The organism is Amycolatopsis vancoresmycina, from assembly GCF_000716785.1.
Classification (GTDB): Bacteria; Actinomycetota; Actinomycetes; order Mycobacteriales; family Pseudonocardiaceae; genus Amycolatopsis; species Amycolatopsis vancoresmycina.
This window is the reverse complement of the sequence record NZ_JNYY01000006.1, coordinates 116,915-130,064: the sequence shown is the minus strand read 5'-3', so window position 1 is coordinate 130,064 and position 13,150 is coordinate 116,915. Positions and strand designations below refer to the sequence as shown.

The 13,150-nt window shown below is 72.3% G+C and carries 13 protein-coding genes; 7 read left to right on the top strand and 6 right to left on the bottom strand.

Annotated features, from left to right (window positions below; translation table 11 throughout):
- Positions 1-26 precede the first annotated feature (26 nt).
- The 3 genes from OO60_RS15625 to OO60_RS15615 all read right to left on the bottom strand — a co-directional run bounded on the left by OO60_RS15625 (position 27) and on the right by OO60_RS15615 (position 4,427).
- Positions 27-2,108 carry an ATP-binding protein gene (locus OO60_RS15625; protein ID WP_240490706.1) on the bottom strand — a complete coding sequence of 694 codons (2,082 nt, stop codon included), beginning with the start codon at positions 2,106-2,108 and terminating at the stop codon, positions 27-29.
- A gap of 207 nt (positions 2,109-2,315) precedes the next feature.
- On the bottom strand, positions 2,316-2,912 hold the full coding sequence (locus tag OO60_RS15620) for a TetR/AcrR family transcriptional regulator (RefSeq protein ID WP_003088217.1): 597 nt from the start codon (positions 2,910-2,912) through the stop codon (positions 2,316-2,318).
- Positions 2,913-2,927: 15 nt separating this feature from the next.
- Entirely contained in the window at positions 2,928-4,427 is a 1,500-nt protein-coding gene (locus OO60_RS15615; RefSeq protein WP_003088214.1) for a glutamate-cysteine ligase family protein, read from the bottom strand.
- Positions 4,428-4,637: 210 nt separating this feature from the next.
- Between OO60_RS15615 and OO60_RS15610 the strand changes: the two genes are divergently transcribed.
- The 3 genes from OO60_RS15610 to OO60_RS15600 are packed head-to-tail and all read left to right on the top strand — an operon-like array spanning position 4,638 to position 6,453.
- Positions 4,638-5,444, top strand: coding sequence for a TrmH family RNA methyltransferase (locus OO60_RS15610; protein ID WP_003088211.1), 807 nt, complete (start codon positions 4,638-4,640; stop codon positions 5,442-5,444).
- A gap of 31 nt (positions 5,445-5,475) precedes the next feature.
- Entirely contained in the window at positions 5,476-6,087 is a 612-nt protein-coding gene (locus OO60_RS15605) for a DUF2537 domain-containing protein (RefSeq protein ID WP_003088209.1), read from the top strand.
- 12 nt (positions 6,088-6,099) lie between these two features.
- On the top strand, positions 6,100-6,453 hold the full coding sequence (locus OO60_RS15600) for an MmcQ/YjbR family DNA-binding protein (protein WP_003088206.1): 354 nt from the start codon (positions 6,100-6,102) through the stop codon (positions 6,451-6,453).
- Here the strand turns inward: OO60_RS15600 and sepH are convergent.
- The 3 genes from sepH to OO60_RS15585 form a co-directional block, all read right to left on the bottom strand.
- The gene (gene sepH / locus OO60_RS15595) at positions 6,450-7,295 is read right to left on the bottom strand and encodes a septation protein SepH (RefSeq protein WP_033261567.1); all 846 of its coding nucleotides are present in this window, start codon (positions 7,293-7,295) and stop codon (positions 6,450-6,452) included. The genes OO60_RS15600 and sepH overlap by 4 nt on opposite strands.
- A gap of 292 nt (positions 7,296-7,587) precedes the next feature.
- On the bottom strand, positions 7,588-8,739 hold the full coding sequence (locus OO60_RS15590; RefSeq protein WP_003088201.1) for a sensor histidine kinase: 1,152 nt from the start codon (positions 8,737-8,739) through the stop codon (positions 7,588-7,590).
- On the bottom strand, positions 8,736-9,398 hold the full coding sequence (locus OO60_RS15585; RefSeq protein ID WP_003088198.1) for a response regulator transcription factor: 663 nt from the start codon (positions 9,396-9,398) through the stop codon (positions 8,736-8,738). The genes OO60_RS15590 and OO60_RS15585 overlap by 4 nt, the downstream gene beginning before the upstream one ends.
- Positions 9,399-9,510: 112 nt before the next feature.
- Here OO60_RS15585 and OO60_RS15580 point away from each other — a divergent pair, with 112 nt between their 5' ends.
- Genes OO60_RS15580 through OO60_RS15565 form a run of 4 tightly spaced genes read left to right on the top strand, consistent with a single transcriptional unit; the run spans position 9,511 to position 13,026 of the window.
- Positions 9,511-10,050 carry a hypothetical protein gene (locus tag OO60_RS15580; protein ID WP_003088195.1) on the top strand — a complete coding sequence of 180 codons (540 nt, stop codon included), beginning with the start codon at positions 9,511-9,513 and terminating at the stop codon, positions 10,048-10,050.
- Entirely contained in the window at positions 10,047-11,141 is a 1,095-nt protein-coding gene (locus OO60_RS15575; RefSeq protein WP_003088192.1) for a peptidoglycan-binding protein, read from the top strand. The genes OO60_RS15580 and OO60_RS15575 overlap by 4 nt, the downstream gene beginning before the upstream one ends.
- Positions 11,138-11,824, top strand: a complete 687-nt coding sequence (locus OO60_RS15570) for an ABC transporter ATP-binding protein (RefSeq protein WP_003088187.1) — start codon at positions 11,138-11,140, stop codon at positions 11,822-11,824. Before OO60_RS15575 ends, OO60_RS15570 begins: the two co-directional genes overlap by 4 nt.
- Positions 11,821-13,026, top strand: a complete 1,206-nt coding sequence (locus OO60_RS15565; protein ID WP_033261566.1) for an ABC transporter permease — start codon at positions 11,821-11,823, stop codon at positions 13,024-13,026. The genes OO60_RS15570 and OO60_RS15565 overlap by 4 nt, the downstream gene beginning before the upstream one ends.
- Positions 13,027-13,150: the final 124 nt, after the last annotated feature.

Below are 13,150 nucleotides of genomic sequence, written 5' to 3'. Positions count from 1 at the left end.
AGGGCATGAATCGGACTTAGGCCACCCTAAATCGTCGCGTCGTGTCCTGCCGAAAGGAGCTTGTCGAGCTGCCGGCGCACTCGGTCCGCGGCCGTGCGGTGGCCTTGTTGCCGGTAAAGCTCCAGGGCTTCGTTCCAGACCGCACGGGTTTCGTCGCGTTGACCGAGACCGAGGTGCGAGTGGCCGAGGTCGTGCAGGGTGCCGGCGGCAGGTATGGAGTAGCCGAGGTCGCGGTACACGGCAAGGGCTTGCCGGTAGTGGCTGATGGCATCGTGGTGGTTGCCACTGAGGAAGTCGATGTATCCCAGGCTGTGCAGGGTGTCCGCCACACCGCTGGCGCTGCTGTGGTGGCGGTACACCTCCAAGGCTTGCCGGCAGTGGTCGCGAGCGGTGCCGTGGTCGCCCAGGTGGGCTGAGAACCAGCCGACCGAGTTGAGCGCGTTGGCCACCCATGCCGGTTCCGCGAGGTCGCGGAAAAGGCGAAGGGCTTCCCGGGCGTGCACCAGCGCCCGCTGGTGGTCATTCCGAATTTCCCACACCCGGGTGAGAACACGATGCGCGTGGGCCTGTTGTGTGCGGTCATCGTGCCGGCCGGCCAGATCGAGGGCCTGGTGAAGAAGCCGGACCGCCTCCTCGTGCCGTCCCAGCTCAGCGTGCGCCCGTCCGAGGCGTTCGCGAGCGATGGTGCCCGCCGCAGGATCGGGCAGGTGGGAGGCTGCCTCGGCGGCCCCCTGCCACACGGCCAGCGCGTCGTGGTGATGCTCGCGTCGCTGGTGGAACGTGCTCAGCGCCCACGCCAGACGCCAAACGGCCTCGTGACGGCCGAGGCTTGCGGCCGTGCGCTGTGCGGCAAGCAGGTGCGGGTGGTGAACTTCCAGCCAGTCCAGCGCGTCCGCATGGCCGGTCGGCGGCCGGCTGCGGCTGCCGGGGACCGGCCGAATCGGCTCGCGGTGGGGGTTCAGCAGTCTTTCGGCGGTGTGGGCGGTGTGCAGGTAGAAGTCCACTATCCGGTCCGACGCAGCCCGCCGTACCGGTTCCGGCAGGCTGTGATGAGCGATACTGGCGGCGTACGCACGGACCAGGTCATGCATGGAGTAGCGGCCGTCCGGGCGCCGGTCGAGCAAGGAACTGTCCTCCAAGACGCGGAGGACTCGGCGAGCATCGGCCGGAGAGAGGCCGAGAAGGCGGTACGCGGCCGGCAGGCCGATGTCCGGGCCGGGCGCGATACCCAGCAAGGCGAACGCCCGACGCTGCCGGCCCGTGAAGTGACGCAGCGACCATGACAGCACGGCGGGCAGGCTGCCCGCCGGGTCGGTGTCGTGGTCGAGCACCTCCAGAGCCAGGTCACCCAGTTCGACGGCGAGCTCCGCCAGCGGAACCCGCGGGCGCGTGATCGCCTGGCGAGCGATGATCGCCAGCGCCAGCGGATGGCGTCCGCACAAACCGATCAGTTCGCCGGTTGCTTCGGGATCTGCCTCGGCACGCTGGTCGAGCCGGGTTGTCAGCAGTTCCCGTGCTTCGTCGTGGGTGAGCACGTCCAGCTGCAGGTGGTGGGCACCGTACCGGTCGATCAGCGTGGGCAGCGTGGTGCGCCCGGTGACCAACACCGTGCAGGTGGGACTCCCGGGCAGCAGCGGCACGACTTGCTCGGCGGTGGCGGCGTTGTCCAGCACGATCAACATCCGCCGCCCGGCCACCGAGCTCCGGTACAGCGCGGACAAGGCGTCCAGGCCGGAAGGCAGGCCATCAGGATCGGCACCGAGAGAGTGAAGAAATCCGCGGACCGCGTCAGCCGCTTCGACCGGTCGTCCGGACGGGCTGAAACCCTGCAGGTCGACGAAGAGCTGCCCGTGGGGGAACCGGTGGAGGTTGCGGTGCGCCCAGGCCAAGGCGAGCCAGGTCTTGCCGATCCCCCCTACCCCGCCGATCGCGGAGATCAACACGGCTGCGCTCTCGCGGCCGCCGGGTGTGGTGGCGATCAGCGCGTGGTCCAGTGCCGCCAGCTCGCTCATCCGGCCGGTGAACACCGCCGGCGAGGCGGGCAGCTGGCGCGGTACCGCCGGCACCGGCCCCGGCTGTGCCGCGTACACGTGCAGGTCGCCGTGCACGGACTGGGCTTGCACCACAGGGCCGGTGGCTCCGGAAACGACGTTGCGCACGCCGGGTGCGGGACCAGCTGGTTCGGATGTTTCCACCTGGGAACCTCCCGGTCTGTCTGCGACTGCACCGACAGCGTCGCGGCACGGGGCCGGCCGGCTACGCGCACGACGGGAATTCACCTGACCGTCCGAACCCGGCCCGGCAGCCGCGCCACCCTAAATCGTGGCGCCGACCGCTCGCAGCACGAACCGCACGGCCGCTTCGACGACGTCTTCCAGCTGCTCCGCGGGCCCGTCGACCAAGGTGCGGTTGCCCAGCGCCGCGGTGATCATCGGGATCAGGACGTCCGGGTCCTCGGCGGGCCAGCGGCCCAGGTCGACCCCGCCGGCGAGGATCGCGCGCAGGCGGTCGGTGATCGGGTCGGCGTGCGCGCTGATCCGCCGGTACGCCGCCGGGGCCAGCGCCGACGCGAGTGCCGTGCCCGGTGGCATGTGGTACTCGGCCAGCACGCGCAGCTGCAGCCGGACGAACGTGGCCAGCTGGTCGACCGGGTCGGCCTGCGCTTCCACCGCGTCAGTCAGCCGCGTGACGTACTGCGCCGCCTCGTCCTCGACGAACGCGACGAGCAGGCTTTCCTTGTCGGGGAAGTGGTTGTACAGCGCGGTCCGGCCCACGCCGGCCGCCGACGCGACGCCGGCGAGCGTGATCGCGTCGAAGCCGCGCTCGTACAGCTGGGCGCGCAGGACGTCGAAGACCCGGGACCGCACTTCACGCCGGTGCGCCTCCAGCGACTCACCGAGAATCTTCGGCATCCACCCAGGCTAGCGTCAGTCGGCCACCGGCCACGTGTGAACCGGTTCGCCCGCTTCGGACAGCTCGAGGTAGCGCCCCAGCATCAGGCTGAGCGCCGCCTCGCGGTCCAGCCCGCGCTCCTGGGCCCGCAGCACGTAGTCGCGCTGCCAGGTCGCCCCGGTCCGCCGCGCCAGGCAGCGGCGCTCGATGATCCCGAGGTAGCGCTCGCGAGCCTCGTCGGAGACGTCGGAGCGGCGCAGGCCCTCGTGGGCGAGCGGGAGCAGTACGCGCAGCGCCAGCTCGTCCGGCGGAATCCAGCCGATGCCCGGCCAATACAGCTGGCCGTCGAAACCCCGCCGCGCGCCGGCGTAAAGGTTTTCCTCGGCGGCCTGGAACGACATCTGCGTCCACACCGGGCGGTCCGCCTCCGCCAGCGCGCGCTGGGCGCCGTAGAAGAAGGCCGCGTTCGCCACCGTGTCGACGACGGTCGGGCCGGCCGGCAGCACGCGGTTCTCCACGCGCAGGTGCGGCAGGCCGTCGACGACGTCGTACACCGGGCGGTTCCAGCGCCAGATCGTCCCGTTGTGCATGCGCAGCTCGGTGAGCTTCGGCGCCTGCCCCGCGTCGAGCGCCTCGATCGGGTCCTCGGCGTCGGTTTCCGGGAGCAGGCCCGGGAAGTAGCGGACGTTCTCCTCGAACAGGTCGAAGATCGACGTGATCCAGCGCTCGCCGAACCACACCCGCGGGCGCACGCCCTGGTTCTTCAGCTCTTCCGGCCGGGTGTCGGTCGCCTGCAGGAACAGCGGGATGCGGGTTTCGTGCCACAGCGCCTTGCCGAGCAGGAACGGCGAATTCGACGCGAGCGCGATCTGCAGGCCGGCCAGGCACTGCGCCGCGTTCCAGTGCGCGGCGAACTCCTCCGGCGCGACCTGCAGGTGCAGCTGGACGCTGGTGCAGGCGGCCTCCGGCAGGATCGACTCCGCGTAGCTGCGCAGGCGTTCGGGCTGCTGGCCCGGCAGGGGCGCGCCCTCCATGGCGAGCACCGTGCGTTCGCCGCGGGCGGCGAAGATCTGGTCGTTCAGCGTCGCGTAGCGGGCCTTGTTGGTGAGCCACTTCTGGTCGAAGTGCTCGTGCTTCAACGTCGGCAGGATGCCGATCATGGCCAGCGACGACCCGGTGTCACGGGCCTTCGCCGCCGCGGAGTCGAGGTACGCGCGGAGGTCGTCTTCGAGCTGGAGGGCGGAATCGCCGGCCAGCGGCCGCGGCGGGACGTTCAGCTCGATGTTGTGCTGGCCCAGCTCGGTGGTGAACGACGGGTCGTCGAGCGCCTCCAGCACCGCGGTGTTCGTCATCGACGGACGCAGCTCGCGGTCGACGAGGTTCAGCTCGACTTCGAGGCCGATGTTCTTGCGGGGGAACGAAAAACTGCCGTCCGTGAGCATCCGGGCCAGCGTGTCCAGGCAACGCTGCACCTTGCGGCGGTACCGTCCTCGGTCCAGCGTGTTGAACGGCTGAGCCTCGAGGTCCATCCCCATGACCATCCCTGCTTCGTGTCGGCGTGGACTAGGACGTGTTTCAGGCCCCGGCGGACAACCGTTACACAGCCGATGCAGCCGGGCTAGCGGCCAAACTGGTGCTCTCCGTCACGAGCGGTTAACCGAAAGCAAAATGGCCCCGTTCGTACCACCGGGCGGTGGACGTTCGGACCAGTGCGGCGCCCGGCAAGCGGGTGACAGACTGGGCGGATGGGCGTGATCCACATCGACCACTCCGGCGATCCCCGCGTCGACGATTTCCGGGACCTGTCCACTGCGGACCGTCGTCCCGACCGGCCCGGCGGACGGGGTCTGGTCATCGCCGAAGGCACCGTCGTCGTCTCGCGGCTGCTGTCCTCCCGCTACCCGGTACGCGCGCTGCTGGGCGTGCAGCGGCGGTTCGCCGAGCTGGCCGAAGACCTGGCGGGCCTGGACGTCCCGCAGTACGTCGCGTCCGCGGACACCATGGCCGACGTGGTCGGCTTCCACCTCAACCGCGGGATCCTCGCCGTCGCCGACCGGCCGGCGCCGCTCTCGGTCGCCGAAGTCGTCGACGGCGACGGCCCCGTCGCGGTGCTGGAAGGCGTGGGAGACCACGAAAACCTCGGTGCGCTCTTCCGCAACGCCGCCGCGCTCGGCGTCGGCGGCGTGCTGCTCGGGCCCGGCTGTTCCGACCCGCTGTACCGGCGCAGCGTGCGCGTGTCGATGGGGCACGTCCTGCGCGTGCCGTTCGGGCACCTGACGGACTGGCCGGGCGGGCTCGACGACCTGCGGGCGCGCGGGTTCGCGGTCGCGGCGTTCACCCCGCGGCCGGGTTCGGTCCCGCTGCGCGAACTGCGGGCGCACGCGCAGGGGCGGGTGGCGTTGCTCTTCGGTGCCGAAGGTCCCGGGTTGACCGAAACGGCGCTCGCGGCGGCTGATCACGCCGTCCGGATACCCATGCCGGCCGGAGTCGACTCACTGAACATCGCCACCGCCGCCGCCGTTGCCTTCTACGAACTGGCCCGGGGCGGCTAAAGTTCTGATCTCCGAGGCGGGAAGGGGCACCATGGAGCTGCGGATCCGCGGCGAGCGCGCCGTGCTGGCCGGCCCGGGCGGGGAACACGCGCGCGAGGTGGACCCGCACAAGCTCGCGATCGGCGCCGACCTGGCGCAGGCCCTGCACGAATGGGCGCGCGTGGCGTCCGCCGTCTCCGCCGATTCCGGGGTCGAGGCGGGCGCGGTGGTCTCGCAGCGCGGACGCCAGCTCGCCGGACGGCTGGCTTCGGTGATGGGCACGACCGTGCGGTTCGTGGACCCGGTGACGGGTGCCGACACCGTTGTCGAGCCGCCCCCGCCCGCGACCGCGCCCGGCCACCGGTTCGTCCGGGCGGTGCTCGGGCCGCCGGGCCCGCCGGGGGAGCCGACGCCGTGGCTGACCGGGTTGACGGTGTCGGCGTTCATCGCGGCCGTGGTCGTGGTCGCCATGCTGGCGCTCGCCTCGACGCTGGCCCGCGAGACCAGCGGCTGGCTGGCGCTGGCGGCCTCGGTCATCGTGACCGCCGGGATCGCGCCGTCGCTGTGGCTGATCCGCCGCACCCCGATCCTGCGCTGGGCCGCCTACGGTGCGGCGGGCGGGGTCGTGGTCGCGTGGGTCGGCGTGCTGGTGATCGCCTTCTAGGGGAGCGTGGGGATGGAGCAGCTGGACGCGTTGCGGAAGGTGTGCCTGGCGCTGCCCGAGGTGACCGAGCGGCTCAGCCACGGGTCGCCGGCGTGGTTCGTCCGCGGCAAGAAGACGCTCGCCATGTTCGCCGACGACCACCACGGCGACGGCAGGCTCGCGTTCTGGTGCCCGGCGCCGCCGGGGGCGCAGGAGGAGCTGGTGCGCACCGAACCCGGGCGGTTCTTCCGGCCGGCGTACGTCGGGCACCGCGGGTGGCTCGGGGTGCGGCTGGACGTCGACGTCGACTGGGCGGAGGTCGACCGGATCGTGCGCGAGGCTTACCGGCAGGTGGCGCCGAAGACGCTCGCGGCGCGGGTCGATTAGCCGCGCTGCGAGCGGACCCCGAGGAGCACGTCCTCCCAGGACGGCACGATCGGGTGGTTCTTCTTGGCCTTCGGCCGCGGCTCGGGTACAGCCGTGTCCTCGTCCGGGTCGGTCGGGACGCGCGGGATCTCGCGGGTGTCGTCGTCCGGGTCCGGCTCGGCCGACGGCAGCTGGGCGCGCTCCGGCTCCACCGAGTCCAGCGTCGGCTGGAACTCCGTCTCGCGGGCCGGGGCGAGGGCGCGGACCGTGCGCGGCGGGCGGTACGCGTTCGGGTCCAGCAGGACCTCGGCGTTCTCGTCCAGCGCCGTCACCGTGCCGCCGTGCGCCCCCGGCGAGAACGCCCAGTGCGCGCGGTTGTCCGACCGCCCGGCCTTCCACCGGAGCACGACGACCCAGCGGCCGTCGTCGCCCTTCCAGGAGTCCCAGGTGGCCTGCGAGTAGTCGTGGCCGCGGACGCCGAAGCCGTACGCGACGACCTCGCCGAGCGTCTGCACGTCGGGGCCGTCTTCGCGGACCGGGTGGGCGCTCTGCGCCAGCTCGGCGGTCCGGGACCGCTCGAGCAGGACCGGGTAGGCGTAGCGCTCGACGCGCTGCGTCGAGACACCGGCGCTCGCGGCGACCTGCTCGACGGACTCGCCGGCCCGGATGCGCTGCTGGATCTCGCGTGGCCGCATCTGGCTCTCCAACTCGATTTCGATCTGGCCGAGGCGGGTGATGTCACCCCGCGCCGCCGCGCGCAGTCGCTCATCAGCCGGGAGCAGGAAACGAGTACGGCTCGCCGGGTCTTCGAGCACGATGGACTTCCCGTCCTCGTGCAGTCCGACCACTCGCAGCGCCCGCATTGTTCTCGCCTCCCCGATCTTCTTCACCGTTGTGGGTGCCCACGTTAGAACGGCGCGTCGGCTTGACGTGCGAGGCGCGCCGAGTCCGCACCGAACTGCCCACTGTTCACTTCGCGTCCTCGCATCCTCGCCGACCCTGGTCAGCGGCGATGGGGTGACACGCCGGATACGCAACGTCACGATCGAGTGGATCACGAAGGCGGCTCCGGCCGGCTCCCGATGTCGCGAATGACTCATTCGAGACGCCGGAGGTCCCCAATGAGTCATTCGCGACGTTTGGGCGCGGGTTCGGTCAAGCCCGGGGGAGACGGACGGTCACGGTGAGGCCGCCGCGCCGGCCGGGCTGGGCCTCCGCGTAGCCGCCGTGGGCCTGGGCCACCGAGCGGACGATCGACAGGCCGAGGCCCGCGTTGCGCGTGTCCCCCGTCCGCTCGGCGCCGCCCAGCCGCCGGAACGGCTCGAACAGCGTCGGCACCGCTTCCGGCGGCACCACCGGCCCCGAATTCCGCACCTCCAGCGCCGGGTCGCCACGGACCTCCACGTACACCCAGCCGCCCGTGGCGTTGTACGTGATCGCGTTGACCACCAGGTTCGTCACCAGCCGTTCGAGCAGCACCGGGTCGCCCGCCACCGTCCGCGGCCGCAGGCGCGTCTCCACCGTCACCCCGGCCTCCGAAGCCTGCGCCGCCGTGGCCCGGACCACCGAGGCCGCGATCTCGTCGAGGCGCACCGGCGTGCGCGCGGTCAGCCCGCGGTCGGTGCGGGCCAGCACCAGCAGGCCCTCGATCATCCGCTCGCTGCGCTCGTTCGTGTGGAGCAGGTGCGTGCCGAGCTTCTTCAGCTCCTGGGGGACGTCCGGGTCGGCCATCGCCACCTCGATCAGCGTCCGCTGCACCGCCAGTGGCGTCCGGAGCTCGTGGGACGCGTTCGCGACGAACCGCTTCTGGCTGTCGAACGATTCCGCGAGCCGGTCGAGCATGCCGTCGAACGTGTCCGCGAGCTCCTTCAGCTCGTCCGGCGGGCCTTCGAGGTTGATCCGCCGGTCGAGCTTGCCCGCTTCGAGCCGCCGCGCGGTCGAGGTGATGTCGTGCAGCGGCCGCAGCGCGCGGCCCGCCATCAGCCAGCCGAACAGCACCGCCAGCGCCGCCGTCACCACCAGCGCGATCGCCGAGCCGACCACCAGCGTCGACAACGTCGAGGAGCGGTAGGTGTCGAGCGAGCCGCTGAGCAGCTGGATCGCGACGCCCGGGGCCGGGAGGGCCGCCTGGGCCGAGACGCCGTAGGTGACGTCGGCGGTGTCGATCGTCCGGTTGGCGACGCGGACCGGGTCCGGCAGCGTGCTCTGCACCAGCAGGTAGTTGATGACGACCAGGACCACCCCGGCGAGCAGGAACAGCGCGCCGTACCAGGCGGTGAGCTTCGTCCGGACGGACAGGCCGTTCACGGCGTGCCGAACCGGTAGCCGGCCCCGGGCACGGTCTCGATCACCGGCGGGTCGCCGAGCTTGCGCCGCAACGTCATCACCGCGACGCGGACCGCGTTGGTGAACGGGTCCGCGTGCTCGTCCCACGCCTTTTCCAGCAGGTCTTCCGCGCTCACCACCGTGCCCTCGGCCCGCATCAGCACCTCCAGCACGGCGAACTCCTTCGGGGACAGCAGCAGGAACCGGCCGTCGCGGGCGGCCTGGTGCCGCGGCAGGTCGAGGACGACGCCGTCGCGCTCCAGCACCGGCGGCAACGCCGGCCGCGCGCGCCGCGACAGCGCCTGGACCCGGGCGACCAGCTCGGCGAACGCGAACGGTTTCGTCAGGTAGTCGTCGGCGCCGAGGCCGAGGCCGGCCACCCGGTCGGTGACGTCGGCGGCCGCGGTCAGCATCAGCACCCGCGCCTCGCCGCCCGCCCGCACCACGGCGGCGCAGACGGCGTCGCCGTGCACCTTCGGCAGGTCGCGGTCGAGCACCACGACGTCGTAGCCGTGCACGCCGACCCGCTCCAGCGCCTGCTCGCCGTCGTAGCAGACGTCGACGGCCATCGAAAACCGCCGCAGCCCCTCCGCGACCGAGTCGGCCAGCAACCGCTCGTCCTCCACCACCAGCACCCGCACCCACCCAGTCTGCGCAGGCACGCCATAAGGACCGCATAAGCGACGTCGCTTAGCGCGCCCGAATCCCCCGATCCGTAGACCTGGCCCTCATCCGGACGAAAGGAGCGAGCCGATGCGGACACGGATCGTCGTCGCGGCGATCGGGGCGGCGTTGCTGCTCGGGGGTTGCGGCGCGAAGGCGGACGACGGGTCGAAGGTCGCCTCGATCTCGACGCCGCCGAAGAGCGGCGGCCCCACCGCCGCCGACAACAGCGGCAAGAGCGACGAGGACAAGATGCGCGAGTTCGCCAAGTGCATGCGCGAGCACGGCGTCGACATGCCCGACCCGAAGCCGGCCGGCGACGGCAAGGGCATGGCGGTCACCCTGGGCAGCAAGGACGGCGACACCGGGAAGCTCGACGCCGCGCAGAACGCGTGCAAGCACCTCATGCCCAACGGCGGCGAGATGAAGCCGCCGAGTGCCGAGGAACTCGACAAGATGCGCAAGGACGCCAAGTGCATGCGGGACCACGGCATCGACATGCCGGACCCGGATCCGGCCGGGAAGGGCGCCACCCGGATCGGCGGGATGGGCGACGACCCGAAGAAGTTCGAAGAGGCCGCCAAGGCGTGCGGGCTCGGCATGAGCGTCAGCTCCAGGGCGGGCCAGTGAACGACGTGACCCACCTCAAGCCGCGCCGCCGCGGCCGGACGCGCTGGTTCGTCGCCGGCGCCGTCCTGGTCGTGGTGCTGGGCACCAGCTCCGTCGTGATCCTGACGCGGGTGTCGAGCGCGACGCCGGTCAAGGAGGCCGCGCCGCCGCCGGTCGAGACGGCCGAGGTCGTCAAGACCGATCTCAGCGAAGAGGAAGAGGCCGACGGCACCCTCGGCTACGGCGACGAGTCGGTCGTCGGCGGCCGCAAGCCCGGCACGATCACGTCGCTGCCGTCCGCGGGCGCCACCCTGACCCGCTGCCAGGCGGTGTACGGAGTGGACGCCAAGCCGGTGCCGCTGTTCTACGGCACCTTGCCGTTCTACCGCGACCTCGCGCTCGGCGCGGACGACGGCGCCGACGTCAAGCAGCTGGAGGAGAACCTCAAGGCGTGCGGGTTCGGCGGCTTCGGCACGCCGGACAAGAAGTTCACCGCGGCGACGGCGGCCGCGCTGAAGAAGTGGCAGAAGTCCCTCGGCCTGGCGCAGACGGGCACGTTCGGCCAGGGTGACGTCGTGCTGGCGGCGGGCGAGCTGCGGGTTTCGGCCGTCCAGGCCAAGCTCGGTTCGCCGGCCCAGGGCGAGGTGCTCAAGACGACCGGCCCGGTCCGTTCGGTGCAGGTGAAGCTCGACGCGGCGAAGCAGGGCCTCGCCCAGCAGGGCGCGAAGGCATCGGTGACGATCAACGGGAAGACGACGACGGGCACGATCACCGACGTCGGGCGGACCGCCGTCGAGGGCAAGGACCAGGCGGGCCAGGACGACGGCAAGCCCAAGATCACCGTGACCGTCCGGCTCGATGACCCGGCCGCCGCCGGCCCGCTCGACTCGGCCCCGGCGACCGTCCGGTTCACCAAGGACGTCCACCAAGGCGTCCTCGCGGTCCCGGTCGGCGCGCTGCTGGCGCTCGCCGAAGGCGGGTACGCGGTCGAGGTCGACGAGCACGGGCAGCGACGGCTGATCGGTGTCCGAACGGGACTGTTCAGCGGCGGGAAGGTCGAGGTCACCGGCGCCGGGCTGGCCGCCGGCATGCGGGTGGTGACGACGTCGTGACGCCCGTGCTGCGCGTGCACGAGGTCACGCGCACCTACCCCGGCGGGGTCGCCGCCCTCGACGGCGTCTCGCTCGCCCTGGAGGACGGCGAGATGGTGGCGATCGTCGGGCCGTCCGGCTCCGGCAAGTCCACCCTGCTGCACCTGATGGGCACGCTGGACCGGCCGTCGTCGGGGCGGGTCGAGCTGCGCGGCCACGACGTCGCCGCGCTGCCCGACCGCAAGGTCTCGGCGCTGCGCTCGCGCTGGATCGGGTTCGTGTTCCAGCAGTTCTTCCTCGACGAAGGGATGAGTGCGGTGGACAACGTGTGCACCGGCCTGCTCTACGCCGGGGTGCCGCGGCGACGGCGGCGGGCGCGGGCGCTGGCCGCGCTCGACCGCGTCAAGCTGGGACACCGGGCGTGGCACCGGCCCGGCGAGCTGTCCGGCGGCGAACGCCAGCGCGTCGCCATCGCCAGGGCGGTGGTCAACGACCCGGCGATCCTGCTGGCCGACGAGCCGACCGGCAACCTCGACACCGGCACCGGCGCATCGGTGCTCTCGCTGCTGGGCGAGCTGTCCACCGGCGGCACCACGATCGTCGTGATCACCCACGACCGCGAGATCGCCGCGGGCATGCCGCGCCGGATCGAGCTGCTCGACGGGCACCTGCGGCTCGACACCGGACTGGCGGGTGCGCGATGACACTGGTGAAGCTGCCCGAACCGGCCCGGCTGAAGCCACCGGACGTCGTCGCGCTCGGCGCGCACGGCATGCGGACGCGGCCCGTGCGGGCGGTGCTGTCCGCGCTGGGCATCGCGATCGGCGTCGCCGCGATGGTGGCGGTGCTGGCCATCCCGGCGTCCGGCGCGCAGGCCCTGCACGACCGGCTGGCGGCGCTCGGCACGAACCTGCTCACCGCCGGGCCGGGGCAGACGCTCTTCGGGAAGAACGCGGTGCTGCCCGACGACGCCGTCCCGATGGCCAAGCGGGTGGGCCCGGTCCGAGCGGCTGCCGGCACCGGGACGACGTCGGCGAGCGTCCGGCGCAGCGACAAGATCGCGCCGGACGACACGTCCGGGCTCGCCGTGTACGCGGCCCGCCCGGACCTGCTCGCCGTGCTGGGCGGCAAGGTGCGGGCGGGGGCGTTCCTGGCCGCGGGCAACCAGGACTACCCGGTGACGGTGCTCGGTTCCCAGGCCGCGGCCCGGCTCGGCATCGACCACATCGACCCCGCGCGCCCGCCGCAGGTGCTGATCGGGACGCAGTGGTTCACCGTGGTCGGGATCCTCGCGCCGATGCCGCTGGCCCCGGAGGTCGAACGCTCGGTGCTGGTCGGCTGGGACGTCGCGAAGCGGCTGCTGGAGTTCGACGGCCATCCGTCCACTGTGTACGTCCGCACCGAAGAGTCCTCTGTGGACGCCGTGCGGTCGGTGCTGGCCGCGACGCTGAACCCGCAGGCGCCGAACGAGGTCCAGGTGCGCCGCCCGTCGGACGCCCTCGCCGCGCAGAAGCTCACCGACACGACGTACAGCGCGCTGTTCCTCGGGCTCGGCGGTGTCGCCCTGCTCGTCGGCGGCGTCGGGGTGGCGAACACGATGGTCATCTCGGTGCTGGAACGGCGGCGCGAGATCGGCCTGCGCCGCGCGCTCGGGGCGACGAAACGGCAGATCCGCGGGCAGTTCCTGGCCGAATCGGTGCTGCTGTCCGGGCTCGGCGGGCTGGCGGGGGTGCTCGCCGGGGTGCTGGTGACAGCGGGGTACGCGCTGAGCCAGGGCTGGCCGGCGGTGCTGCCGTCGGCGGCGCTGGCCGGCGGTGTGGGCGTGGCGGCGCTGGTCGGGGCGGTGGCGGGGGCCTACCCGGCGGTGCGGGCGGCGCGCCTGGCGCCCACGCGCGCGCTGGCCTGAGGGTGCACGAATGCCGGGTGGCGGGTTACGCGCCGCCCGGCATTCAGCACGTTGGAAGATTTCCGCCACGATCGGCCGGGTGTTGGATGAGGCTGCGGGGGAGGGTCGACCGAAGGGCGGGACG

Bases quoted from the DNA above. Each gene is read 5' to 3' on its own strand.
- OO60_RS15620 (WP_003088217.1), bottom strand. From the start codon at position 2,912: ATGCCGAAGATTCTCGGTGAGTCGCTGGAGGCGCACCGGCGTGAAGTG.
- OO60_RS15600 (WP_003088206.1), top strand. From the start codon at position 6,100: ATGGAGCAGCTGGACGCGTTGCGGAAGGTGTGCCTGGCGCTGCCCGAG.
- OO60_RS15580 (WP_003088195.1), top strand. From the start codon at position 9,511: ATGCGGACACGGATCGTCGTCGCGGCGATCGGGGCGGCGTTGCTGCTC.
- OO60_RS15615 (WP_003088214.1), bottom strand. From the start codon at position 4,427: ATGGGGATGGACCTCGAGGCTCAGCCGTTCAACACGCTGGACCGAGGA.
- OO60_RS15610 (WP_003088211.1), top strand. From the start codon at position 4,638: ATGGGCGTGATCCACATCGACCACTCCGGCGATCCCCGCGTCGACGAT.
- OO60_RS15605 (WP_003088209.1), top strand. From the start codon at position 5,476: ATGGAGCTGCGGATCCGCGGCGAGCGCGCCGTGCTGGCCGGCCCGGGC.
- sepH (WP_033261567.1), bottom strand. From the start codon at position 7,295: ATGCGGGCGCTGCGAGTGGTCGGACTGCACGAGGACGGGAAGTCCATC.
- OO60_RS15565 (WP_033261566.1), top strand. From the start codon at position 11,821: ATGACACTGGTGAAGCTGCCCGAACCGGCCCGGCTGAAGCCACCGGAC.